The organism is Variovorax gracilis (assembly GCF_030317115.1).
Classification (GTDB): Bacteria; Pseudomonadota; Gammaproteobacteria; order Burkholderiales; family Burkholderiaceae_C; genus Variovorax; species Variovorax gracilis.
Window position 1 is genome coordinate 636614 of the sequence record NZ_JASZYF010000001.1, and the last position, 22639, is coordinate 659252.

20 protein-coding genes are annotated in these 22639 nt (G+C 67.0%); 6 read left to right on the forward strand and 14 right to left on the reverse strand.

What is annotated here, in order from left to right:
• Position 1: 1 nt before the first annotated feature.
• Positions 2-727 (reverse strand): HAD family hydrolase, encoded by a 726-nt coding sequence (locus QTH97_RS03060; protein WP_286566550.1) that lies wholly within the window; start codon positions 725-727, stop codon positions 2-4.
• Positions 728-742: 15 nt separating this feature from the next.
• Here QTH97_RS03060 and hemH point away from each other — a divergent pair, with 15 nt between their 5' ends.
• Positions 743-1774: a ferrochelatase gene (hemH, locus tag QTH97_RS03065; RefSeq protein ID WP_286566551.1), complete on the forward strand. Its 1032-nt coding sequence runs from the start codon at positions 743-745 to the stop codon at positions 1772-1774.
• 17 nt (positions 1775-1791) lie between these two features.
• Here hemH and QTH97_RS03070 read toward each other — a convergent pair whose 3' ends face one another.
• The 9 genes from QTH97_RS03070 to QTH97_RS03110 form a co-directional block, all read right to left on the reverse strand.
• Positions 1792-2298, reverse strand: coding sequence for a DUF1993 domain-containing protein (locus QTH97_RS03070; RefSeq protein ID WP_286566552.1), 507 nt, complete (start codon positions 2296-2298; stop codon positions 1792-1794).
• Between the two features lie 51 nt (positions 2299-2349).
• Positions 2350-3171, reverse strand: a complete 822-nt coding sequence (locus tag QTH97_RS03075; RefSeq protein ID WP_286567082.1) for an alpha/beta fold hydrolase — start codon at positions 3169-3171, stop codon at positions 2350-2352.
• Between the two features lie 50 nt (positions 3172-3221).
• On the reverse strand, positions 3222-4295 hold the full coding sequence (locus QTH97_RS03080) for a branched-chain amino acid ABC transporter permease (RefSeq protein ID WP_286566553.1): 1074 nt from the start codon (positions 4293-4295) through the stop codon (positions 3222-3224).
• Positions 4296-4411: 116 nt separating this feature from the next.
• Positions 4412-5392: a branched-chain amino acid ABC transporter permease gene (locus QTH97_RS03085; RefSeq protein ID WP_286566555.1), complete on the reverse strand. Its 981-nt coding sequence runs from the start codon at positions 5390-5392 to the stop codon at positions 4412-4414.
• Positions 5389-6117: an ABC transporter ATP-binding protein gene (locus QTH97_RS03090; protein WP_286566557.1), complete on the reverse strand. Its 729-nt coding sequence runs from the start codon at positions 6115-6117 to the stop codon at positions 5389-5391. Before QTH97_RS03090 ends, QTH97_RS03085 begins: the two co-directional genes overlap by 4 nt.
• On the reverse strand, positions 6114-6878 hold the full coding sequence (locus QTH97_RS03095) for an ABC transporter ATP-binding protein (protein ID WP_286566558.1): 765 nt from the start codon (positions 6876-6878) through the stop codon (positions 6114-6116). The genes QTH97_RS03090 and QTH97_RS03095 overlap by 4 nt, the downstream gene beginning before the upstream one ends.
• 42 nt (positions 6879-6920) lie before the next feature.
• Positions 6921-8384 carry an extracellular catalytic domain type 2 short-chain-length polyhydroxyalkanoate depolymerase gene (locus QTH97_RS03100; protein ID WP_444813360.1) on the reverse strand — a complete coding sequence of 488 codons (1464 nt, stop codon included), beginning with the start codon at positions 8382-8384 and terminating at the stop codon, positions 6921-6923.
• 184 nt (positions 8385-8568) lie between these two features.
• Positions 8569-9765 (reverse strand): substrate-binding domain-containing protein, encoded by a 1197-nt coding sequence (locus QTH97_RS03105; protein WP_286566559.1) that lies wholly within the window; start codon positions 9763-9765, stop codon positions 8569-8571.
• Positions 9766-9980: 215 nt separating this feature from the next.
• Entirely contained in the window at positions 9981-11519 is a 1539-nt protein-coding gene (locus QTH97_RS03110) for a sigma-54 interaction domain-containing protein (RefSeq protein WP_286566561.1), read from the reverse strand.
• A gap of 236 nt (positions 11520-11755) precedes the next feature.
• On the opposite strand from QTH97_RS03110, the gene QTH97_RS03115 reads away from it, so the two are divergent.
• From QTH97_RS03115 to QTH97_RS03130, 4 genes are all read left to right on the forward strand, one after another.
• Positions 11756-13258 carry an efflux transporter outer membrane subunit gene (locus QTH97_RS03115; protein WP_286566563.1) on the forward strand — a complete coding sequence of 501 codons (1503 nt, stop codon included), beginning with the start codon at positions 11756-11758 and terminating at the stop codon, positions 13256-13258.
• On the forward strand, positions 13255-14409 hold the full coding sequence (locus QTH97_RS03120) for an efflux RND transporter periplasmic adaptor subunit (RefSeq protein ID WP_286566565.1): 1155 nt from the start codon (positions 13255-13257) through the stop codon (positions 14407-14409). Before QTH97_RS03115 ends, QTH97_RS03120 begins: the two co-directional genes overlap by 4 nt.
• A gap of 11 nt (positions 14410-14420) precedes the next feature.
• Positions 14421-17549 (forward strand): efflux RND transporter permease subunit, encoded by a 3129-nt coding sequence (locus tag QTH97_RS03125; RefSeq protein WP_286566567.1) that lies wholly within the window; start codon positions 14421-14423, stop codon positions 17547-17549.
• Between the two features lie 64 nt (positions 17550-17613).
• Positions 17614-18045 carry a hypothetical protein gene (locus tag QTH97_RS03130; protein ID WP_286566569.1) on the forward strand — a complete coding sequence of 144 codons (432 nt, stop codon included), beginning with the start codon at positions 17614-17616 and terminating at the stop codon, positions 18043-18045.
• Positions 18046-18063: 18 nt separating this feature from the next.
• On the opposite strand, the gene QTH97_RS03135 is transcribed toward QTH97_RS03130, so the two are convergent.
• Complete coding sequence (locus tag QTH97_RS03135) at positions 18064-18768, reverse strand: Crp/Fnr family transcriptional regulator (RefSeq protein WP_286566571.1); 705 nt, start codon at positions 18766-18768, stop codon at positions 18064-18066.
• Between the two features lie 145 nt (positions 18769-18913).
• Between QTH97_RS03135 and QTH97_RS03140 the strand changes: the two genes are divergently transcribed.
• Positions 18914-19363 carry a hypothetical protein gene (locus QTH97_RS03140; RefSeq protein WP_286566573.1) on the forward strand — a complete coding sequence of 150 codons (450 nt, stop codon included), beginning with the start codon at positions 18914-18916 and terminating at the stop codon, positions 19361-19363.
• An 89-nt stretch (positions 19364-19452) separates the two neighbouring features.
• Here QTH97_RS03140 and QTH97_RS03145 read toward each other — a convergent pair whose 3' ends face one another.
• The 3 genes from QTH97_RS03145 to QTH97_RS03155 all read right to left on the reverse strand — a co-directional run bounded on the left by QTH97_RS03145 (position 19453) and on the right by QTH97_RS03155 (position 22554).
• Positions 19453-20946 (reverse strand): tripartite tricarboxylate transporter permease, encoded by a 1494-nt coding sequence (locus QTH97_RS03145; protein ID WP_286566574.1) that lies wholly within the window; start codon positions 20944-20946, stop codon positions 19453-19455.
• 1 nt (position 20947) lies between these two features.
• Entirely contained in the window at positions 20948-21481 is a 534-nt protein-coding gene (locus QTH97_RS03150; RefSeq protein WP_286566575.1) for a tripartite tricarboxylate transporter TctB family protein, read from the reverse strand.
• Between the two features lie 113 nt (positions 21482-21594).
• Positions 21595-22554, reverse strand: coding sequence for a tripartite tricarboxylate transporter substrate binding protein (locus QTH97_RS03155; RefSeq protein ID WP_286566578.1), 960 nt, complete (start codon positions 22552-22554; stop codon positions 21595-21597).
• Positions 22555-22639 lie beyond the last annotated feature (85 nt).

Below are 22639 nucleotides of genomic sequence, written 5' to 3' on the forward strand. Positions count from 1 at the left end.
CCTACGCGGACTCCAGCGCCATGCACAGCGCGTGCAGGTTCGGCACGATCAACTGCGGCCGCGCGCCGTGTTCCCACGGACGCTCATCCCGGACCAGCCAGGCCGCCTGCATGCCCGCATCGAGCGCACCGACCACGTCCAGCACGGCGTCGTCGCCGACATGGAGCACGTCCTTGGGCAGCAGCCCGACCGACGCCGCGGCCGCGCGGAAGATCGGCGCATGCGGCTTGCCGCTGCCGAATTCGCGCGCATTGAAGCCGCTGCGAAACCAGCGGCTCACGCCGGTGAGCTTCAGGTCGGCATTGCCATTGGAGATCGCGACCAGCGGGTAGCGTTCGCTCAGCCACCGGAGCGCGGGCAGGACGTCGTCGTAGAGCGTCACGCGCTGCCGCTCGGCGAAGAAGGCGTCGAAGGCGGGATCGGCCAGCTTGGGATCTTCACCCGCGCGGCGAAGGGCGGCACGGATCGACTCGCGGCGCAGCGCGCTCAGGTCGTGCGCAAGATCGGAGCGTTCCTTGGCCGTGGCTTCGCGCAGTTCGCGCAAGACGCCGGGCGTGATCAGCAGGCTGGCCGTCTTCGGCGCCTCGCGGACCAGCCATTCATGAAGAACGCGTTCTGCGCGCTCGATGGTCGGCCAGATCGGCCAGAGCGTGTCGTCGAGATCGAGTGAAATCGCGGCAATGCGCTTCACGTCGAGGGTCATGGAGTCGGGGGTCACGGAGGGCATGACAGAGAATATCGCATGCCTTTTCGACCTGAAGCGCCTGCCGGCGACAACGCCCAGGAGCGCATTGCCGTGCTCTGGTGCAACCTGGGATCCCCCGACGAACCGACCGCGAGCGCCGTGCGCCCCTACCTCGCCGACTTTCTCGGCGACCCGCGCGTGGTCGAGATACCGCGCGCGCTGTGGGCGCTCATCCTGCACGGCGTCATCCTGCGCACGCGGCCCGCCAAGTCGGCTGCCAAGTACGCCAGCATCTGGATGCCCGAGGGCTCCCCGCTCAAGGTGTGGACGAAGAAGCAGGCCACCCTGCTGGCCGGCTGGCTCGGCGAGAAAGGCCACCGCGTGACGGTCCGCGACGCGATGCGTTACGGCAGTCCGTCCATCGCCTCGCGGCTCGACGAACTCAAGGCCGAAGGCGTCACGCGTGTGCTCGTGCTGCAGGCCTATCCGCAATACTCGGCCACCACCACGGCGAGCGTGATCGACGCCGTCAATGGATGGAGCGCCAGAATGCGACGCGTGCCCGAGTTTCGCTTCGTCAACGACTATCACGACGATCCGCTCTACATCGACGCCCTGGCGCAAAGCGTTGCGCGGCATTGGCAGCAGAACGGACGCGCCGATCAGCTCGTCATGAGCTTCCACGGCATTCCGGAACGCAACATCAGGCTCGGCGACCCCTACCAGGCGCAATGCCTCGCGACCGCGCGGCTGCTTGCGGACAGGCTGCAGCTCGTGCCGGCGCAGTACCGCGTCACCTTCCAGTCACGCTTCGGCCGCGCCAGATGGCTGGAGCCCTACACCGAACCCACGCTGCGCGAACTCGGCGCGGCGGGCGTCTCCAGGGTGGACGTGGTGTGCCCGGGCTTTCCGGCCGACTGTCTCGAGACTCTGGAAGAAATCGCGATGGAGGGCCGTGACGCCTTCCTCGGCGCGGGCGGCAAGAAATTCCGCTACATCCCCTGCCTGAACGACAGCGCGCCCTGGATCACGGCGCTGGCGGGCATCGCCGACCGCCACCTCGGCGGTTGGCCCACCCGGCAGCGTTGAAGCGCTCTGCCGCACGATCAGAACCGACCGAGATAGTCGAGCTTGCTGAGGGGCACGCCGCTGTGCCGCAGCACGTCGTAAGCGGTAGTGACGTGGAAGAAGAAGTTCGGCAGCGCGAATTGCAGCAGGTAGCGCTGCCCGGTGAACTTCAGCTCGGCGCCGCGCACCTTCATCGTGACCTCACGGTCTTCGGCGCCGTCGATGAGCGCACGATCCACACTGCCGAGATAGTCGATCGTCTTCGCGACGCGGGCCTGCAGTTCGGCGTACGTCGTCTCGGTGTCGGGAAAGCTGGGCGCCGTGACTCCGGCTATGCGCGCGGTGCCGAGCTTGGACGCATCGCTCGCGCTCTGCACCTGCCCCGCGAGGGTGAACATGTCCGGCGCCAGCCGCGCATGCACGAGTTGGGCGGGATCGATGCCGGCAGACTGCGCATGCGCAAGCCCTTTGTCCAGGACGTGGGATAGCTGGCCCAGCCCGCGGATGAACACCGGGACCGAGATGTCGTAAAGCGAGAGCGCCATGTTGCTTGACTCCGTGTTGAATGGGCGGCCCGATTGTCGGGCCGCCATCGCTCACGTGCCGGCGGAGCGGACAAAGGCCTCGATCGGGTCCAGATGGGCGGGGACGTTGAGCGCCGGCGCATGGCCGCAGCCCGGTACCTCGATGATCTGCAGGCGGCCCGTCGCCCCCGGTCCACGACGGCGCATCTCGTCGAGCGTCTCTCGCAGGACCAGGTCGGAATCGACACCGCGCAGGCACAGCAAGGGCGCCTCCACGGCGTCGTAGTGCGTCCACAGCAGATAGTCGTCGGGATGCGCGCTGAACTGCCGCACCATCGCAGGGTCGTAGTGCGGCGTCACCCGGCCGTCCGGCAGGCGCCGCGTCGATGTCTCGGTCAGCCGCCGCCACTGCGCATCGCTGAGCCAGCCGTAGGGCTTGTAGACGGTGCGGAAGAAGGCTTCGAGTTCGATGACCGTATCGAAGGCCGGCGGCTTCCCCGCATAGGAGCGAATGCGTTCGACGGCGGCGGCGGCGATCTGTGGCGCAGTGTCGTTGAGCACGAGGCTGGCGATGCGGCCTTTCATCGCCGGCTCGACCAGTCCGCCCGCACAGACCAGTCCGATCGCACCGCCCATCGACGTGCCGACCCAGTGCACGCGCGTGAGTTCCAGCTCTTCGCACAGCGCGGCCGCGATGCGAGCGTAGAAGGACAGCTGGTATTCCTCGTCCGGCACCGGGCTCCACTGGCTCAGTCCGCGGCCGATCGTGTCCGGGCAGACCACGCGAAAGCCGCGCACCGCGAAATGTGCCGCAAGCTCATCCATGTCGCGGCTGGTGCGCGCCAGGCCGTGCCAGGCGATGACCACCGGGGCCTCGCGCGGCCCCCAGTCCATCCAGTGGATCTCGCGGCCGGCGAGCTGCGAATAGTTCGAAGTCGGATTGATCACCGCGATGCCCTCGCACGAAGACGGCCGACGATGCCGGTCGGGAAGTAATAGACCGAGAGCACGAACAGCACGCCCAGCCACAGCAGCCAGCGGTCCGGCGACAGCAACGCGGCCAGCCAGCCCACGCCGCTCGCGGCCTCGCTGCCGAAGCGCAGAAGATCCTGCAGGTAGCTCTGTGCCACCACGAAGATCACCGCACCGATGACCGCGCCGTAGATCGTGCCCATGCCGCCGATCACGACGATCAGCAGCACGTCGATCATGATCTCGAAGCTCAGCGAGGTGTCGGGCCCGTTGTAGCGCAGCCAGATCGCGAGCATCGCGCCCGCGAGCGTCGCGAACAGCGCCGACAGCACCGAGGCCGTCGTGCGATACACCACCACGCGATAACCGATCGCCTCCGCGCGAAACTCGTTCTCACGGATTGCCTGCAGCACGCGGCCGAAAGGCGAGTTCACGATGCGCAGCAGCGCCAGCACCAACACCACTGTGACCACGAACAGCATGTAGTAGCAGAGAAGGCGCCCGTCGAGGGAAACGCCGAGGAAGGGCTCCTCGGCAAACTCGAAGCTCGGCGAGATCAGCTCCGGCAGCTTGAAGGTCAGGCCATCCTCGCCGCCGGTGAAGTCCGACAGTTGCGAAGCCAGCGTCTGGAAAGCGGACGCCACCGCGAGCGTGATCATGGCGAAGAAGATCGCGCGCACCCGCAGCGAGAACAGCCCGATCGCGAGCGAGAGCACCAGCGAGACCGCGGTTGCCGCGGCGAGGCCCAGCAGTACCGCGCCCCACCCTGCCCCGAGCCGCGTGGCCGAGATGGCGATGCCGTAGGCACCGATGCCGAAGAACATGGTCTGCGCAAAGCTCACGATGCCGGTGTAGCCCAGCAGCAGGTCGAAGCTCGCGACCAGCACGATGAAGACCAGCACCTTGGCCGCGACGCTCAGCGCCTTGACGCCGGGAAAGATGAAAGGCGCAAAGGCCAGGCCGAGCACCAGAGCGGCAAGCAGTACCGCGAGCAAGCGGCTGCGCGGCATGTCGTTGGAAAGAAGACGGGAAAAAGCAGGTTTCATTCAGTTCTCCTGTGCGCTGTGCCAGGAACACCGCGGAACCGGCTCCGCCGGGCCGCAGGTGTTGCCCCCGGCGAGGGGGTTGGCGGCCACACGCAGTGGGCAAGCCTGGGGGTGAGTCATCTGTTCGCGACCGGGTACACGCCCTGGGGGCGCCAGAGCAGCACGGCCACCATCAGCAAGATGCTGGCGAACTGCGTCAGCGTGGGCACGAGGAAGCCGATGTAGTTGGTCATCAGCCCGACCAGCAACGCGCCGATCAGCGCGCCCGCCGTCGATCCCAGTCCACCGATGATGATCACGATGAAGATCAGCACGTTGACCTGCGCACCCATCTGCGGAATCAGGTTCTGCTGGAACAGCCCCCACATCACGCCCCCCAGCCCGGCAAGCGCGCTGCCGACCACGAACACGCCGACGAACAGCCGGCCGATGCGATAGCCGAGCGACTCGACCATCTCGCGGTCCTGCACGCCGGCACGGATCAGCAGGCCGATCTTGGTGCGACCCAGCGTCCATGCCAGGAGACCGAACACGAACACGCCGATCACGACCGCCAGGATGCGGTACTTGCTGATCGCCGCATCGCCGATGAGCAGCGAGCCCCGCAGCGCATCGGGCAGCGGCAGCGGAACCTGGCCGGGGCCCCAGATCACCTTGATCAGTTCCTCGCCGATGATCATCCCGCCCATGGTGATGAGGATCTGCTTCAGATGCTGGCCGTAGACCGGCCGCACGATGAAGCGCTCGAAGGCCAGGCCGACTGCGCCCGCCGCCGCCATGGCCACCAGCATCGCCGGGAACACGGCCACGAGGTTGCGCCACAGTTCCTGCGATCCGGTCCAGTCGGACATGCCGCCGAGCACGCTGCTTGCGACGAAGGCGCCGAACGCGATGAATACGCCGTGGCCGAAATTCAGCACGTCCATCAGGCCGAACACGAGCGTGAGGCCGGAGGCGATGATGAAGATGATCATGCCCATCGCAAGGCCTGCGACGGTGAGCGTGAGCCAGGTGGAAACGGAACCCGTCAGGGGCAGCGCGATCAGCGCGAGCACCGGCACCAGCGCCATGGGCTTCCAGTCGAACTCGATTTTCATAGCGCCAATCCCAGCAGCGATTGCTGCAAATCCTGATCCGCCGAGAACGCCGCCATGCTCCCGCTGTGCACCACGCGGCCGTTGTCCATCACGGCCACCGTGTCGCCCAGGCGTTGCGCGAAGTTGATGTTCTGCTCGACCAGCAGGATCGTCACGCCGCTGCGCTTGAGTTCGCTGAAGGCGTCGATCATGTTGTTGATGATGGCCGGCGCGAGGCCCTTGCTGGGCTCGTCGATGATGAGCAGTTCACGCGGCTCGACGATCGCTCGCGAGACAGCGAGCATCTGCTTCTGCCCGCCCGAGAGCTTGCCCGCAGGATGGTTCCAGAACTTCTCGACCGCGGGGAAGAGCTTGAAGATCCACTTCAGCCGCTTGTCGTCCATCTGTTCGGCGTTCTTCGCTGCGCGTGCGGCGAGCAGCATGTTTTCCTTCACGGTGAGGTCCGAAAAGATGCCCATGTTCTCCGGCACGTAGGCGATGCCGAGCTCGGCGATCTGCGGCGTGTGGAGTGCGGTGATGTCCTGGTCGCCGAAGCGCACACGGCCCTGGGACGCATGCCACAGGCCCATGATGGTCCGCAGCGTGGTGGTCTTGCCGGCGCCGTTGCGCCCGAGCAGCATCGTGAGTTGGCCGCGCGGCACGGCGAGGTCCACGCCGTGGAGGATGTGGTACGCCCCGATGTGCGTATGCACGCCCTGGAGTTGCAGGAGGTTGTTGTCAGTCATGCGGCCTCCTTCGACACGCCCAGGTAGGCCTCTTGCACCACCGGCGAGGCGATGACCTCGGCCGGTTCGCCATCGGCCACGAGCTGACCGTTGTGCAGCACGATGATGCGATCGGCGAGTTCGCGCACCACGTCCATCTTGTGCTCGACCAGCAGGATGGTCTTGGTCTTGTCCTTCTTCAGCGCGCGGATGAGATCGAGGATCACCGGCGCCTCGGCCGCATTCATGCCGGCCGTGGGCTCATCGAACATGAAGACCTTGGGTTCGAGCGCCATCAGCAGCGCGACTTCGAGCTTGCGCTGGTCGCCGTGCGGCAGGCTCGCGACCGTGGCGTGCTCCTTGGCCTTGAGCGCCACGTCGGCCAGGATCTGGTCGGCACGCTGGGTCAACGCCCGGTGGTCGCTCCAGATGCTCCAAAGATTGAGCCCGCGCCGATGCGGTCCTTCGCGCGTGGCCTGTACGGCCAGGCGCACGTTCTCAAGCACCGACAAATTGGGAAAGAGGTTCGTCAACTGGAACGCGCGGCCCAGCCCCGCGCGGGTGCGGGCCGAGGCCGGCAGGCCCGACAGCGGTTGCCCGTCGAGCCACACCGTGCCCTCGGTGGCCTTGAGCTGCCCCGAGATCAGATTGAAATAGGTGGTCTTGCCCGCGCCATTCGGGCCGACGATCGCGGTGAGCGTGCCGGGCGCAAAGGCACAGCTGACGGCATTCACCGCCACATGGCCGCCGAAGCGGATGGTCAGGTCTCGGGTCTCAAGCATCGTTTATCAAGCGAGGCTGCCGTTCGGCAGTGGAAGTTGGTTTCAGCATGTGCCGATCACGTAGTAGTTGGGGCTGGTCTGCTTCAGGGTCGTGGTGACGAAGGTGTTCCACAGGCCCATGTTCTGGTTGGAACCCTTGGCGTAGGTGTAGCCGCCACTTTGCGTGGCGCGGCCTGCCGTGGTGTGGGCGTAGTTGGTGGCGGTGTAGCAGGTCGCCGTGCCGCCGCCGCTACCGGCCAGGGTGGTACCCGTTGCGGCGCCGGACATCGCGCTTTCCACGTTGCTGCTGTCCAGCGCCGTCACGCTCCAGCTGTAGGTCGTGGACGCCGACAGCCCCGTGTCGGTGTAGCTGGTACCGGCGACGGGCGAGGCATTGACCTTGCCGCCGCCGCGATAGACGTTGTAGCCCGCGGCGCCCGACACGCCATTCCAACCGATCACCATGCTGCTGCTGGTGGCGCCGGAAGTGCCGACGCCGGTGGGCGCAGGCAGTGCCGATCCGCCACCGCCGCCGCCCGAAGTGCTGGTCACGCGGTCGACCATGCCCTTGATGGCGGCCATCTGCGGGCCGGACTTCCTGGCGTAGTTCGCGTTGTCGTAGCCCCACCAGTCCCAGCAGCTGTTGGTCGCGGCCGTGCTGGTCTGCGGGTAGATCAGGATGATGTTGTTGGTGTCGGCCCAGCGGTTGTAGCCGGTCTTGCGCACGTACTGGTCACCGACATCGTTGAAGTTCTGCTTGCAGCCATGCAACACCACATGCGTGCGGCAGGTGGTGCTGCCGCAGCTTTGCGGCACGTAGATCCAGCCCGTCGCGGCCATGCCGTGGCCGCTGATGAAGCTGGTCTGGCTGAACTCGGTGAAGGTGCCCGACAACGTGCCGTTGTTGCGGGCGTTCAGCGGGCCATACAGGTACTGCAGGATGTCGCCGGCCAGATCGAAGCCGCAGTTGTTGATGTAGGGCGATGCCGTCGTCCCGCAACTGCTGCCGTAGTCGTCGGTGATCATCGCGTGACCGGACCCGAGATTGTTCTTGTAGTAGGTGCTGGCGGCGGGAACGAAGCTTTGGTAATAGGTCTTCAGGTCGTTCATCACGGCCTGCTTGACCGTGTTGTCCGAAGTGCCGGAATAGAGATACACCTTCGAGGTCGAGAGGTTCGACACCGGATCGATGGCTCCGCTCGACGCCCAGCTGTTGGTCGTGCTGACGAGCGATGACACGGGAATGCTGCTGCTGTGCGACATGCAACGCCCCGTCGCGTTGATGATGGAACCCTCGGCGCAATAGAACGGTCCGCCGGCGACCACGCCGGCCCCGCGCTTGAAAGTGCCCGAATAGGCGACATGCAACTGCACCGCCATGAAGCCGCCCGCCGACAGGCCGGACACGCTGACCTCCGCAGGATCCGCCCCCAGCGCCGGCAGCGGCACCGCAGCCGTGGCGGCATGGATCGACAGCGCGGCAAAGGCCGTGGCCATGCTCATCTTCATCATCCAGTTGCGCTTCATGCTTGTCTCCTGTCGGTTTTTTTAGGATGCACTGAACCGCCCCCCTCTCACGAAGGGGATCGATGGAAAGAACGTTGCGCGCTAAGTCAAAGGCCAGGAACCCCACGGAACCGGCTCGGCCGGGCCGTAGGGGTTGCCCCCGGAGACGGGGTGGAGAGCGACACGAAGTGCGCGAGCCTGGGGGTTATCTCTTGTTCCGGATGGGAATGTCCATCTCTTCCGGCTTGATCTCATGGACCAGTTCAGGCACGCCCCACGCGAACGCCGGGTCCACCTTGATCTTGAAGTGGTACATGCTCTGCATCGCCTGGTGATCTTCCTTGCGGAAGGTCATCTTTCCCTTGGGCGTGTCGAAGCTCATGCCTTCCATCGCGGAGATGAGCTTGTTGGTGTTGGTGTCTCCGCCCGTCTTCTTCAGCGCGGTCACCACGGCCATCGCGGCAGAGAAGCCGCCTGCCGTGAAGAAGTCCGGCGGCGTCTTGAACTCCTTGTAGTGCATCGAGACCATGGCCTCGTTCACCGGATTCTTCGGGATGCCGAAGTAGTAGTAGGCCGCGCCTTCCATGCCCGGCAGCGCCTTGTACGCCGCCATGGCCGGCAGGATGTTGCCGCCGGTCGCGATCTCGATGTTGTAGCGCTTGAGGTCGAGGTCGACGATCTTGAACGGATTGCCCGCGCCCGCCCACACGATCCAGATGATCTTGCGGCCCGGCTGGTCCTTGAGCTTGTCGATCAGGCGCTGGGCGCCCGCGGTGAAGTCGGTGGTCGCGGGCGGCAGGTATTCCTCGTGCGCGAGCTTGGCCTTCTTGAGCGCGTCCTTGAACGCCTTCACGCCGTCGCGGCCGAAGGCGTTGTCCTGCGCGAGCGTGGCGACCGTGACGCCGGGCTTGTCGACGGCGACCGCGTTCGAGATCGCGTCCTGCGAACTGTTGCGCCCGGTGCGGAAGATGTACTTGTTCCACTTGTCACCGGTGATCGAGTCGGCCACGGCGGGCTCGACCAGCAGGATCTTCTTGTATTCCTCCGCCACCGGCAGCATCGCCAGCGCGACGCCTGAAGAGGTCGGGCCGACCGCGAGCGCGGCCTTGTCGTCGGCATAGGCCGCCGCCAGCAGCGACTTGCCGAGGTCGGGCTTGCCCTGGTCGTCCTTCTCGATGACGACGATCTTCTTGCCGTTGACGGTCATGGTGCCGCCGGTCGCGTAGTCCAGGCCCATCATGAAGCCGGTCTGCGTCTGCTTGCCGTAGGCTTCGAGCGGACCCGTCTTGCTATAGATGTGGGCGATCTTGATCTCGTTGGACTGGGCCCAGGCCGGAGCGGTCAGGGCCGATGCGCCAGCGATGGCGAGCCCTGCCAAGGCGACGAGGTGGCGACGTTGCATTCTTTGTCTCCTGATGATGATGACTGAATATTGCACAGTTCATGCCAGGTGGAGCTCACCCCCAGGCTCGCGCACTACGGGTCGCTATCCGCCCCTCTCCGGGGGCAACCCCTGCGGCCCGGCGGGGCCGGTTCCGCAGGGTTCCTGGACCGCGTTTCGAATCGGCTGATTTCAAGACACGTCACATGTCTGAAATTCAGACAACTGCACTTTCCTCAGTCAGGGTTTTCCAGACGTTCGTAGAGGGTTGCGCGGGAGATGCCGAGCAGCCTCGAACTCGCGAGCTTGTTGCCGCCGGTCGCAGCCATCGCAGCGGCGATCGCGCGACGCTCGAGTTCGGCGACCTGCTGGGCGAGGGGCCGCAGCAGAGCTGCGCTTTCTTCCCCATCCGAGGTTGCCGTAGCGGTCACCTTGCTGGGCGTCGCGATCTTTTCCTGGCCGGCTTCGCGCAGGATGCGTTCGAGCTGCGCCGCGTCGATGCGCTGCGAATCGCTGCGCATGGTCACCTGCTCCAGCACGTTGCGCAGTTCGCGGATGTTGCCGCGCCAGTGCTGCGCGGCGAGGAGCGCCAGGGCGTCGGGCGTGAGTTCAGGAGGCGCCTCGCCGCTGCGCAGGGCCATGTCCTCGCCCAGCACCTCGACCAGCGCTGGAATGTCGGCACGCCGCTCTCGCAGCGGCGGCACGCGCACCGGCAGCACGTTGAGGCGGTAGTACAGGTCTTCGCGAAAGCGCCCTTCCCGCACCAGCGCGGCGAGATCGCGCGAAGTCGCCGCGATCACGCGCGCATCGAAAGGCACCAGCTTGTTCGAGCCCAGCGGTTCGATCTCGCCCTCCTGCAGCGCGCGCAGCAGCTTGGCCTGCAGGCCCAGCGGCATGTCGCCGATTTCGTCCAGGAACAGCGTGCCGCCATCGGCGAGCTTGAACTTGCCTTCACGCGCCTTGCGATCGGCACCGGTGAAGGCGCCCGGCGCGACGCCGAAGAACTCCGCTTCGAGCAAGGTGTCCGGGACCGCCGCGATATTGACGCTGACGAAGAGACCACCAGCCCGCGCGGACGCCGCATGGATGGCATGGGCGAGAAGCTCCTTGCCCGTCCCGGTTTCGCCCAGCAGCAGCACCGGACTGGACGATTGCGCCGCGCGCCGCGCATGGCGCTTGACCTCCACCGCCGCCGGGCTGCTGCCGATGAAGCTGGCGAATGTGTACTTGGAGCGCCGTTGGCCGTCGGCCGACTGCTGGTACAGCGGATTGTTGCGCTGGCTCGCGAGTTCGCGCCGCGCATCGTCGAGGTCGCGCTGCAGCAGCGCGAACTTGCTGATGAGCGGCTGCAAGGTGGTTTCGGGATGGTCGAACAGCACGATGCCGATCGCGCCGATCACCTCGCCCGGCACGGCACCGGAGTCGCCCTCGCGCTCCTCGCGCAATGGAATGCGGCTCACGACGAAGGTGCCGGCCTTGTTGGTCAGCAAGTCGATCAGGATCGGCTCGCCGGTCTCGAGCACGCGGCGCATCTGGGTGTTGGGGATCACGTCCTCGACCCGATGGCCGAGGAACTGGTCGATCGACGAGAAGCCGAGCGCCGGCAGGAAGCGGCGATAGCCCTCGTTGACCCAGACGATCCGGCCGCTGCGGTCGACCAGGAACATGCCCTGGCTGATGCTGGAGAACAAATGGAACATCGAACGCGCGGCGAGCGCGAGGATGCCTTCGGCATCGAGCGGCAATGCGGGTGGGGCGGCAGCGGCGGGAGACATGGGCGGGATCGTAGCGCGCCGGCTCCGCGCATCAATCCGCGAATGAAAAGCATCCCTCGACATCTGCGTTGCTGATTAGGATCGAAGGCTCCGGGAATCGCGGCGCGCGCCGACAAATGGCCGCGGCACCCCTTGTTATGCTGCGCGCCTTGCACGGCCCACCGGCCCCACACGGCGGCATGGCGATCGACCTGCTCGCCTGAACCACGCCTCTATTTTTTGCGGACCCCGATCTCATGAGGAACATCCGGCTTCCCACGCTTTGCCTTGGCGCCTCCCTGCTGCTTTCGGCCTGCGCGGTCCCGCGCCCGCCCGAGAAGGTGGAGGCGCCGGTGCCGGCGCAGTGGAACACCCCCCTGCCCGCCTCCACTGCCGCGCTGCCGCACGGCGGTTCGCTGCCGACCCTGGCCGAATGGTGGCGCCAGCTCAACGATCCGCTGCTGGTCGAACTGATCTTCGCGGCGGAAGCCGCCAGCCCGACGGTCGCCAGTGCCGGCGCGCGCATCACCGAAGCCCGAGCCTCGCGCGTGGCAGCGGGTGCGGCCCTGATACCCAATCTCACCGGCACGGCGTCGGCGAGCCGCGGCAACTCGCCGAGTTCCGGCTTTTCCACGGGCTCGACGAGCGGTTCGACCGACGGAATCCCCACCAGCCTGCCGATCCTCACGACCGGGCAGGCGGGCCTGCAATCGAGTTGGGAGATCGACCTCTTCGGCGGCTTGCGCGCCAACCGGGATGCCAGCCAGGCGCGCTTCGTGGGCGCGGACGCGCAATGGCACGAAGCACGGGTATCCGTCGCCGCCGAGACAGCCAACGCATACCTGGCGGAACGCGCCTGCCGTCGCCAACTGGTGGTGTCCACGTCAGATGCCCAGTCGCGCGCCGAGACTGCGCGGCTGACCGACCTGTCGGCGCGCGCCGGCTTCACTGCGCCGGCCGACGCCGCGCTGGCGCGCGCGAGTGCCGCCGAAGCAGCGGGACGCCTGACGCAGCAGCGCGCGCTGTGTGCCGTGCAACGGCAGGCCCTGTCGGCGCTGACCGGTATCGAAGCACCCAGCCTCGACGCCAAGCTGGACGCCGCATCCATCGACGTCACCTTGCCGGCCGTGCAGGCCGTTCACAGCGTCCCCGCCGAGGCCCTGGCGCAGCGGCCCGACATCTTTGCCGCGCAACTGGCCGTGGCGGCGGCCAGCGCCGATGCGGGCGCGGCGCTGGCCCAGCGTTTTCCGCGGCTGACCCTGCAGGGCTCCATCGCCACCGTCCAGGTCCGCGCCGGAGGCTTCCGCGAAACGCTCGACACCTGGACCATCGGCCCGCTCGCGCTCACCGTTCCCATCTTCGATGGCGGCACGCTCGCGGCCAACTCCGAGGCCGCGAAAGCGCGCTACGACGAATCCGTCGCCGTCTACCGAGCCCGGGTGCGGCAAGCCGTGCGCGAGGTCGAGGAAGCGCTGATCAACCTCAAAAGTACCGACGAGCGCGCCAGCGACGCCGACACCGCGGTGACGAACTACCAGGCCTCCTTCGATGCCACCCAGCAGCGCTACGGCACCGGGCTCGCGAGCCTGTTCGACCTGGAGGACGCGCGGCGCACCCTGTTCGTCTCCCAGACCGCCCGCGTCTCCCTGCAGCGCGAGCGTGCCGAAGCCTGGGTGTCGCTCTACCGTGCCATGGGCGGCGGCTGGTCGCGGCCCGAATCCGTTGCCACAACGACAAATCCTGTGACCCCGTCGCCATGAAAAGAATGAAGCGCTCCACCCTCATCGTCGTCGTACTGGCCGTCGTGCTGGTCCTTGCAGCCGCCGCGTTCTTCCTCACGCGCGGCAAGCAGCCCGCAGGCGCCGCCAAGCCGAAGGAAGCCGCGACTGCCCGGCCGACGCTGACCGTCACCGTCGCCAAGCCGGAAACCAGCGAGCTCAGCGTGACGCTTGCGGCCAATGGCAACGTCGCGGCCTGGCAGGAAGCCAGCATCGGCTCCGAATCCAGCGGCCTGAAGCTCGCCGAAGTGCGCGTGAACGTCGGCGACGTCGTCAAGAAGGGCCAGGTGCTTGCGACCTTCTCGGGCGAGACCATCCAGGCGGATGTGGCCCAGGCGCGCGCCTCGCTGGCCGAAGCACGCGCGACTGCCGCCGATGCCACGGGCACCGCCGCTCGCGCACGCACGCTGCAGGCCACGGGGGCGATGAGCCAACAGCAGATCAACCAGTACCAGACCGCTGAACAGACCGCCAAGGCGAGGGTGGAGGCGGCCGAGGCCGTGCTCGCGGCGCAGCAGGTGCGCGGCCGCAACACACAGGTGCTGGCGCCCGATGACGGCGTGATCTCCTCACGCAGCGCGACGGTAGGCAGCGTGGTCAACGCCGGCACCGAGCTGTTCCGGCTGATCCGCCAGGGCCGGCTCGAGTGGCGCGCCGAAATCACCTCGTCCGAGCTGGGCCGCATCGCGGTCGGCACACCGGCTGTGGTCACCAGCGCCAGCGGCGCGCAGGTCACCGGCAAGGTGCGCAGCGTGGCACCGACGGTGGACCCGCAGACGCGCGCAGCGCTGGTCTACGTCGACATCCCGAACGTGCTCCAGAACACCGGCATCAAGGCCGGAATGTTCGCGCGCGGGGACTTCCAGCTCGGTCGCACCAGCGCGGTCACGGTGCCGCAAGCGTCGATCGTGCCGCGGGACGGCTTCAACCATCTGCTGCTTCTGCAGCCGGACAACCGGGTCTCGCAGCTCAAGGTGGACACCGGCCGGCGCGTGGGCGACCGGGTCGAGATCACGACACCGCTGCCCGCGGACGCACGCGTGGTGGTCCAGGGCGCCGGCTTCCTCAACGACGGCGACCTGGTCCGCGTCGTGGAGGGCTCCGCAAAGCCGGCCATCGACGCCGCGAAGTAAGGAGCACCGCCATGAACGTGTCGGCCTGGTCCATCCGAAACCCCATCCCGGCGGTGATGCTGTTCGTGCTGCTCACCTTTGCGGGACTGCTGTCCTTCAACGCGATGAAGGTGCAGAACTTCCCCGACATCGACCTGCCGACCGTCACGGTATCGGCGGCGCTGCCGGGCGCCGCGCCGTCGCAGCTCGAAACCGATGTCGCGCGCAAGCTCGAGAACTCGATCGCCACCATCCAGGGCCTGAAGCACATCACGACCAAGGTGCAGGACGGCGCGGCAACGCTGATCGTCGAGTTCCGGCTCGAAAAGCCGGTGCAGGAAGCGGTCGACGACGTGCGTTCGGCTGTGCAGCGCGTGCGAGCCGACCTGCCCGCCGACGTGCGCGACCCGGTGGTCACCAAGCTCGACTTTGCGGCGCAGCCGGTGCTGGCTTTCACGATCTCGTCCTCACGCATGGACGGCGAGGCCCTCTCCTGGTTCGTGGACAACGACATCTCGAAGAAGCTGCTCGCGATCAGCGGCGTCGGCGCGGTCAACCGCGTGGGCGGCGTCACGCGGCAGGTGCACGTCGATCTCGACCCCGAAAAGCTGCAGGCGCTCGGCGCCACCGCCGCCGACATCTCGCGCCAGTTGCGCCAGGTGCAGACCGAGAGCGCCGGCGGCCGCACTGACCTGGGCGGCAGTGAACAGCCCGTGCGTACGCTCGCCACGGTGAAGTCGGCCGACGAGCTCGCCGACATGCAGATCTACCTCTCGGATGGCCGCCGCGTCCGGCTCGACCAGGTGGCCCGCATCAGCGACACGATCGCCGAGCCGCGCGCCGCAGCCTTGCTCGACGGCAAGCCGGTGGTCGGATTCGAAGTTGCCCGCAGCCGCGGCGCGAGCGAGGTCGAAGTCGGCGCCGCGGTGCAGAAGGCGCTCGCCGAGCTTCGCGCTCAACGCCCCGACATCCAGCTCACCGAGGCCTTCAACTTCGTCGACCCGGTGCAGGAGGAGTACGAAGGCTCGCTGCACCTGCTGTACGAAGGGGCCATCCTCGCGGTGATCGTGGTGTGGCTCTTCCTGCGCGACTGGCGCGCGACCTTCATCTCGGCGGTCGCGTTGCCGATGTCGGTCATTCCGGCCTTCGCGGGCATGTACCTGCTGGGCTTCTCGGTCAACGTGATTTCGTTGCTGGCGCTGTCGCTGGTCGTCGGCATCCTGGTGGATGACGCGATCGTGGAGGTCGAGAACATCGTGCGCCACCTGCGCATGGGCAAGACGCCCTACCAGGCCGCGATGGAAGCGGCCGACGAGATCGGGCTGGCGGTGATCGCCACCACCTTCACGCTGATCGCCGTGTTCCTGCCGACCGCCTTCATGAGCGGAGTGGCAGGCAAGTTCTTCAAGCAGTTCGGCTGGACGGCATCGCTGGCGGTGTTCGCCTCGCTGGTCGTGGCGCGGGTGCTCACGCCGATGATGGCGGCCTACCTCCTGAAGCCGATCGTCGCCGCCGAGAAGGAGCCACGCTGGCTCGCGATCTACATGCGAATGGCCGAGTGGTGCCTGAAGCACCGCTTCACGACGATGGTGCTGGCCACCCTTTTCTTCTTCGGCTCGGTGGCGATGATCCCGCTGCTCAAGACCGGCTTCATTCCCCCTGACGACAACTCGCAGACCCAGGTGTATCTCTCCTTGGCGCCCGGCGCGACGTTGGCCCAGACCATGGCGGCGGCGGAAGAAACGCGCCGCCGCGTGATGGGGATCGAGCATGTGCGCAGCGTCTACACCACCGTGGGCGGTGGCAGCGCGGGCGGCGACCCGTTCGCAAACTTCGGCACGCCCGAGACACGCAAGGCCACGCTCACGATCCAGCTCGACCCGCGCGGCGACCGCCCGCGCAAGCAGGTGATCGAGAACGAGATCCGCGCCGCGCTCGAATCCCTGCCGGGCGTGCGCAGCACCGTGGGGCTGGGCGGCTCGGGCGAGAAGTACATCCTCGCCCTGAGCGGCGACGACCCGACCGCGCTGACGACCGCGGCGCGCGCGGTGGAGCGCGACCTGCGCACCATCCCCGGCCTCGGCAACATCACCTCCACGGCAAGCCTGATCCGCCCTGAGATCGCGGTGCGGCCCGACTTCGCACGCGCGGCGGACCTCGGCGTGACCAGTTCGGCCATCGCCGACACGCTGCGCGTCGCCACGCTCGGCGACTACGACCAGAACCTGCCCAAGCTCAATCTGGCGCAACGGCAGGTGCCCATCGTCGTCAAGCTGGAGGACTCCGCACGCCAGAACCTGGCCCTGCTCGAGCGCCTCGCCGTCCCCGGCGCGCGCGGCCCCGTGATGCTGGGCCAGGTGGCCGCGCTGACGGTCGAGGGCGGCCCGGCCGTGATCGACCGCTACGACCGCTCGCGCAACGTCAACTTCGAGATCGAGTTGTCGGGCGTCGGGCTGGGCGACGCCAAGGACGCCGCGATGAAGTTGCCCTCCATCCGCAGCCTTCCGCCCGGCGTGCGTGTGGCCGAGGTCGGCGACGCCGAAGTGATGACCGAGCTGTTCGCGAGCTTCGGCCTGGCGATGCTGACGGGCGTGCTCTGCATCTACATCGTGCTGGTGCTGCTGTTCAAGGACTTCCTGCACCCGATCACGATCCTGTGCGCGTTGCCGCTGGCACTCGGCGGCGCCTTCGTCGGGCTGCTGATCGGTCAGAAAGCGCTGTCGATGCCTTCGCTGATCGGGCTGATCATGCTGATGGGCATCGCGACGAAAAACTCGATCCTTCTGGTGGAATACGCCATCGTGGCGCGGCGCGACCACGGCCTGAGCCGGTGGGATGCGTTGCGCGATGCATGCCACAAGCGGGCGCGGCCGATCATCATGACCACGCTCGCGATGGGCGCTGGCATGGCGCCGATCGCGCTCGGCCTCAGCACGGCCGATTCCAGCTTCCGTTCGCCAATGGCGATGGCGGTCATCGGCGGGCTCATCACTTCGACGGTGCTGAGCCTGCTGGTGGTGCCAGCCGTGTTCACCTACGTGGATGACGTCGAGCACTGGATCCGCCGCACCTCTCGGCGGATTCGCGGAAAAGTGGGCCATCATGAATCCGGGACGGCGCCTTCCTCGCACGCCGAGGAGCAGGCCGCACCCACGCCATGAAGAGCTGCCGTCGCAAATTGTTGCAAGTTAGACTAGCCGTATCGTCGTACGACGGAGGCACACCATGATCCGAATCCACGCGCGTGTCGCGCTTTCCGGCGCCCTGCTGGCCACGGCGCTGGCAGCAGGGGCCCAGACCGCGGCGGACCTCGCGAAGGCCCAGCAACGCCACGACCAGCAGATTGCGAAGTGCAACGATGGCTCCCTGGCCGCGCCGGCCCGGGAAGCCTGCGTGCGCGATGCGGGCGCCGCACTGGACCGCGCACGGGGCGGGCCCCCGCGCAACGTCACGAAGCGATCCACGGATCGCCGGTCCACCGTCGTGACGCCGCAAGGCGCATCTGCGCCTTCGGGGACCGAGACGTCCAGGTCGGGCGACCGCCGATCCACGGTCGTCACGCCCCAAGGCACGCCGGCACCCGCGGGCAGCGAAACGATCCGATCGAACGACCGCCGCTCCACGGTGGTGCAGCCGGCTGGCCAGCCCCAACGCTAGGCGCACGGCGGCCGGGACTCAGGCGAAGCCCCGCACCTCGGCCACCAACGACGCCAGCCGCCGGACATCGGCGACGACGAGCGCCTTGCCATCCTTCGCAAGCACGCCATCGCGCCGCAACGCATTGAGTTCGCGCGTCACCTGCTCGCGATTGGTGCTGATCTGGCTCGCCAGTTCAGCGTGGGTCGGGGCGGGATCCAGCCGTGCCTGGTTGTCGACGATGCCTGCCGCCCGTGCGAGCCGAAGCAACTCGGCGTGCACGCGGTTTTGCACGCCCAGTGTGCTCAGGTCGATGACGCGATCCGACAACTGGCGCACCAGCGCGGCGAGGTTGCGCATCACGCGCTCGGCGACGATCGGCTCGCTGCGCAGCAGATCCAGGAAGCCCGAGCGATCGAGGCTGGCGACGACGGTGGGCTTGAGCGTCACGACGTCGGCGGATCGCGGCTTGCCGTCGATGGCGGAAATATCGCCGAAATACTCGCCCTCCTGCAGGTCGCGGAAGGTCACCTGGCGACCGCTCGCCGAATAGGTCGTCACGCGCAACTGGCCCGAGACGAGGAAGAAGACGTCGCTCTTGTCTTCGGACCGCAGCAGCAGCGGCGTGCCGGCCGCGACGCTCTGCCACTGACAGCGCTGGGCGAGCGCATCCAGCCGTTGCAACGGCAAGGCTTCCAGCAGCGCAATGTGCTGCAGGGCAAGACTGGAACGCTGGAGCGCCATCGTGTCGTACTCGCACCCAAGACAGCCCGGTTGAAAAAATCTGTGCGCAAACGCACAGCGCGATGGGCCGCGCGCCGCCACAGTTGCATCCCGTGGTGACTGCAATTCCGGCGGCCACACCTCATAGCCTCAAGGAGATTTCATCATGAATGCAAAGCTACTTCTCGGTGCCTCCGCTCTCGCGCTGGCCGGGGCCGTATCCGCTCAGACCGTGCCCGCCGAATTGTGGGTCGGCGCCCCCATTCAGATGACCGGGCAGCTCAGCCGCGCCCAGGTGTCGGCCGATCTCGCGGCAAATCGATCGGAAATGAACGCCGTCGCGTCGGAATACCGCGTCGGCCCCCCCGACTCGACCATCGGCGCCTTGAGCCGCGCCGAAGTCGCTGCCGACCTGAGCCTGTGGAACAAGTCCGGGATGTCGCAAGTTGCCGGCCGCGACAGCTTCGATCCGAACAGCCCGGCCTATGGACGCCAGATGTCGGCCTACCAGAGCATGCGCAACGGCCCCGAATACGTGGCGGAGATCCAGCGCATCAAGGGCTTCGGCGCCCGGTCGACGACCGCCAGGTACCAGTCGGACGCCACTGGCAACTGAAGCCGAGAGGGAATCAGGGAGGTCCGGAAACACCGCGGACCGGCTCGGCCGGTCCGCGGGTGTTGTCCGCGGTCAGGGGGCGGGGCAAGCTATCTTCTCGACATGCGCTTGGCAAGGCGAGGCAGGATCATCACGCCCAGGATGACGACGATCAGCACGATCGACATCGGGCGCTGGAAGAACACCGCCGCACTGCCCTCCCCGATCGACATCGCATTGCGGAGCTGTGCCTCTGCGAGCGGCCCGAGGATCATGCCGACCACGACCGGCGCCGTCGGAAAGTCGAAGCGCCGCATGATCACACCCAGCACGCCGATCGCGTAGAGAAGCACGAGGTCGAACGCGCTTTGCCGCATGCCATAGGCACCGACTGTCGCGAAGATCAGGATGCCCGCATAGAGCTGCGGTTTCGGGATCTTGAGCAGCTTGACCCACAACCCGACCATCGGCAGGTTCAGCACCAGCAGCATCACGTTGCCAATGTAGAGCGACGCGATCAGCGCCCACACCAGTGCGGCAGACGTCGTGAAAAGCTGCGGCCCCGGCTGGATGCCGTAGTTCTGGAATGCACCGAGCAGGATCGCGGTGGTGTTGGATGTCGGGATGCCCAGCGTGAGCAGCGGAATCAGCGCCGCAGTCACGGTCGCATTGTTGGCCGCCTCGGGTCCCGCCACGCCTTCGATCGCCCCCTTGGTGCCGAACTCGGCCTTCGCATCCGCGTCCTTCGCCAGCTTCTTTTCGGTCGCGTAACTCAGGAAGGTCGGGATTTCGGTGCCGCCGGCCGGAATGCAGCCGAAAGGCGTGCCGATGGCGGTGCCGCGCAGCCACGCGGGAATCGAGCGCTTCCAGTCGCGGGCGCTCATGTGCACGCGGCTCAGCTTGTTCTGCCCCTCGACGACCTTGCCTTCGTACAGCACGGCGTAGAGCACTTCGGCCACTGCGAACAAGCCGACCGCGACCAGCACGATCTCGATGCCGTCGAGCAGTTCAGGAATGCCGCCGGTGTAGCGGCCCTGGCCGGATATCTGGTCGAGCCCGATGCATCCTGCAGCGAGGCCGATGAACAGCGCCGTCATGCCGCGCAGCGTGCTCTTGCCGAGCACCGCGCTCACGGTGGTGAAGGCCAGCAGCATCAGCAGGAAATACTCGGGCGGCCCGAGCTTGACTGCGAATTCGGCCACGAAGGGCGCGAACAGCGTGACGATCACGGTGGCGATGGTGCCGGCCACGAACGAACCGATCGCGGCCGTGGCCAGTGCCGCGCCCGCCCGGCCGCTCTTCGCCATCTTGTTGCCCTCCATCGCCGTCACCATGCTGGCCGTTTCACCGGGCGTATTCAGCAGGATGGACGTGGTCGAGCCGCCGTACATGGCGCCGTAATAGATCCCCGAGAAGAAGATCATCGAGGCCGTGACATCGACCTTGCCGGTGATCGGCAGCAGCATCGCGACCGCGACGGCCGGGCCGATGCCGGGCAACACGCCGACGGCCGTGCCCAGGGCACAGCCCACCAGGCACCAGAGAAGATTGACCGGCGTGATCGCGAGCGCGAAGCCGTGCATCAGTGCATTGAAGATGTCCATGTCAGAGCCACCCTGTGCCGGTCAGGCCCGGCAGATTGATTGCCAGGAATTGCGTGAACATCCAGAAAACGGGTGCCGAGATGAGCAGGCCCGTCACGATGTCGATGAACCAGGTGCGCGGGGAGTTGACGCCCGCCTGTCCACTGGCGCGGCGCAGGCCCTGGACAGCGAGCAGATAGCACAGGGTGCAGCTGAAGATGAAGCCGATGGTGGTGATGAGCGCGGCGTTGAGCAGCAGCCCGGCCGACACCCACACGAAGCCGGCCCAGTAGGGCTGGACGGCGCCCGAAGGCTCGTCCATTTCGCGAAAGCCGCCCGTGCGCGATTCCCAGATGATCCAGGCGCCACACACCGTCAGCGCAATGGAGACCAGCCAGGGGAGGAAATTGGGCCCGACGCCGCCGTAGCCGGCCTCGGACGAGATGCCGATGGCACCGAACGCGAGCGCCAGCCCGGTCAGCAGCACGCCGGCACCGACGAGCGTTTGCGGCCATACCGCCGCAGACGGCGAGACCGAAGATGGTGGAGTTGTCATTCTTTAGTCCCTGAGTCGAGTTGGGAAAAGCCCTTTCCGGCAAGCACCGCCGAGCCGGCGCTACCGGACCCGCGGTGCCGCCGCGATCACGAGGAAAGCGAGCCCGAAGAGAGTCAGACCATGCCGGACTTGACCATCGTCGCGCGCAGGCTTGCGAACTCGTCGTCGACGAACTTCGCGAAAGCGTCGCCCGAGAGCACCGCCGGGGTCCAGTCGTTCTTCTTCATCGCGTCGGCCCAGCTCGGCGTCTTGAGCGCTGCCAGCACCATGTCCGTCAGTGCCTTGCGCTGCTCGGCCGTGATGCCGGGCGCGCCATAGACGCCGCGCCAGTTGCCGATCTCGACGTCAATGCCCTGCTCCTTGAGCGTGGGCACGTTGATTCCGGGCAAGCGTTGTGCCGAGGTCACCGCGATGGCCCTCATCTTGCCGGCGTTGATGTATTCCGCGAACTCGCTGAAGCCGCTGCCGCCCACCGTGACGTTGCCGCCGAGGATGGCTGCCGTGGCCTCGCCGCCCCCACGGAACGCCACGTAGTTGATCTTGGACGGATCGACGCCGACCTTCTGCGCGATCATGGCCGCGGCGATGTGCTCGGTGGATCCGCGCGAGCCGCCGCCCCACTTGACGCTGCCCGGGTCCTTCTTGAGTTGCTCGACCACGTCCTTCATGGTCTTCAGCGGCGAACTGGCCGGCAGCACGAACACGTTGTATTCGCTGGTGATGCGGGCGATCGGCGTGGCTTGCGAGAGGCTGACCGGCGGCTTGCCGGTGATGATGCCGCCCAGCATCACGGCCCCCATGATCATCATGGCGTTCGGGTCGCCCTTGGAACCGTTGACGAACTGGGCGAGTCCCAGCGCACCGGCAGCGCCGCCCTTGTTGTCATAGGTCACCGTATCGGCCAGCTTGCCATCGGTGAGCGCCTTTCCCAGCGCGCGGCCCGTCGTGTCCCAGCCACCGCCCGGATTGGCGGGAATCATCATCTTGACGTTGGCAGCGGCCCAGGCCGACAACGGCAGGGCTCCGGTGGCGGCCAAGGCGGCCAGTGACTTCAGAAAGGTATCGCGACGCATGCATGTCTCCTTCGAATGGAAGCTGAGTAGAAGCTGAACGCCGCTATGATGCGCCGCCCCGCTGTCAGTTGGCTGTCCGGCACAC

Excerpts from the sequence above, each read along its gene's own strand:
- QTH97_RS03060 (WP_286566550.1), bottom strand. The coding sequence starts at position 727 with ATGCCCTCCGTGACCCCCGACTCCATGACCCTCGACGTGAAGCGCATT.
- hemH (WP_286566551.1), top strand. The coding sequence starts at position 743 with ATGCCTTTTCGACCTGAAGCGCCTGCCGGCGACAACGCCCAGGAGCGC.
- QTH97_RS03070 (WP_286566552.1), bottom strand. The coding sequence starts at position 2,298 with ATGGCGCTCTCGCTTTACGACATCTCGGTCCCGGTGTTCATCCGCGGG.
- QTH97_RS03075 (WP_286567082.1), bottom strand. The coding sequence starts at position 3,171 with ATGGACTGGGGGCCGCGCGAGGCCCCGGTGGTCATCGCCTGGCACGGC.
- QTH97_RS03080 (WP_286566553.1), bottom strand. The coding sequence starts at position 4,295 with ATGAAACCTGCTTTTTCCCGTCTTCTTTCCAACGACATGCCGCGCAGC.
- QTH97_RS03085 (WP_286566555.1), bottom strand. The coding sequence starts at position 5,392 with ATGAAAATCGAGTTCGACTGGAAGCCCATGGCGCTGGTGCCGGTGCTC.
- QTH97_RS03090 (WP_286566557.1), bottom strand. The coding sequence starts at position 6,117 with ATGACTGACAACAACCTCCTGCAACTCCAGGGCGTGCATACGCACATC.
- QTH97_RS03095 (WP_286566558.1), bottom strand. The coding sequence starts at position 6,878 with ATGCTTGAGACCCGAGACCTGACCATCCGCTTCGGCGGCCATGTGGCG.
- QTH97_RS03100 (WP_444813360.1), bottom strand. The coding sequence starts at position 8,384 with ATGAAGCGCAACTGGATGATGAAGATGAGCATGGCCACGGCCTTTGCC.
- QTH97_RS03105 (WP_286566559.1), bottom strand. The coding sequence starts at position 9,765 with ATGCAACGTCGCCACCTCGTCGCCTTGGCAGGGCTCGCCATCGCTGGC.
- QTH97_RS03110 (WP_286566561.1), bottom strand. The coding sequence starts at position 11,519 with ATGTCTCCCGCCGCTGCCGCCCCACCCGCATTGCCGCTCGATGCCGAA.
- QTH97_RS03115 (WP_286566563.1), top strand. The coding sequence starts at position 11,756 with ATGAGGAACATCCGGCTTCCCACGCTTTGCCTTGGCGCCTCCCTGCTG.
- QTH97_RS03120 (WP_286566565.1), top strand. The coding sequence starts at position 13,255 with ATGAAAAGAATGAAGCGCTCCACCCTCATCGTCGTCGTACTGGCCGTC.
- QTH97_RS03125 (WP_286566567.1), top strand. The coding sequence starts at position 14,421 with ATGAACGTGTCGGCCTGGTCCATCCGAAACCCCATCCCGGCGGTGATG.
- QTH97_RS03130 (WP_286566569.1), top strand. The coding sequence starts at position 17,614 with ATGATCCGAATCCACGCGCGTGTCGCGCTTTCCGGCGCCCTGCTGGCC.
- QTH97_RS03135 (WP_286566571.1), bottom strand. The coding sequence starts at position 18,768 with ATGGCGCTCCAGCGTTCCAGTCTTGCCCTGCAGCACATTGCGCTGCTG.
- QTH97_RS03140 (WP_286566573.1), top strand. The coding sequence starts at position 18,914 with ATGAATGCAAAGCTACTTCTCGGTGCCTCCGCTCTCGCGCTGGCCGGG.
- QTH97_RS03145 (WP_286566574.1), bottom strand. The coding sequence starts at position 20,946 with ATGGACATCTTCAATGCACTGATGCACGGCTTCGCGCTCGCGATCACG.
- QTH97_RS03150 (WP_286566575.1), bottom strand. The coding sequence starts at position 21,481 with ATGACAACTCCACCATCTTCGGTCTCGCCGTCTGCGGCGGTATGGCCG.
- QTH97_RS03155 (WP_286566578.1), bottom strand. The coding sequence starts at position 22,554 with ATGCGTCGCGATACCTTTCTGAAGTCACTGGCCGCCTTGGCCGCCACC.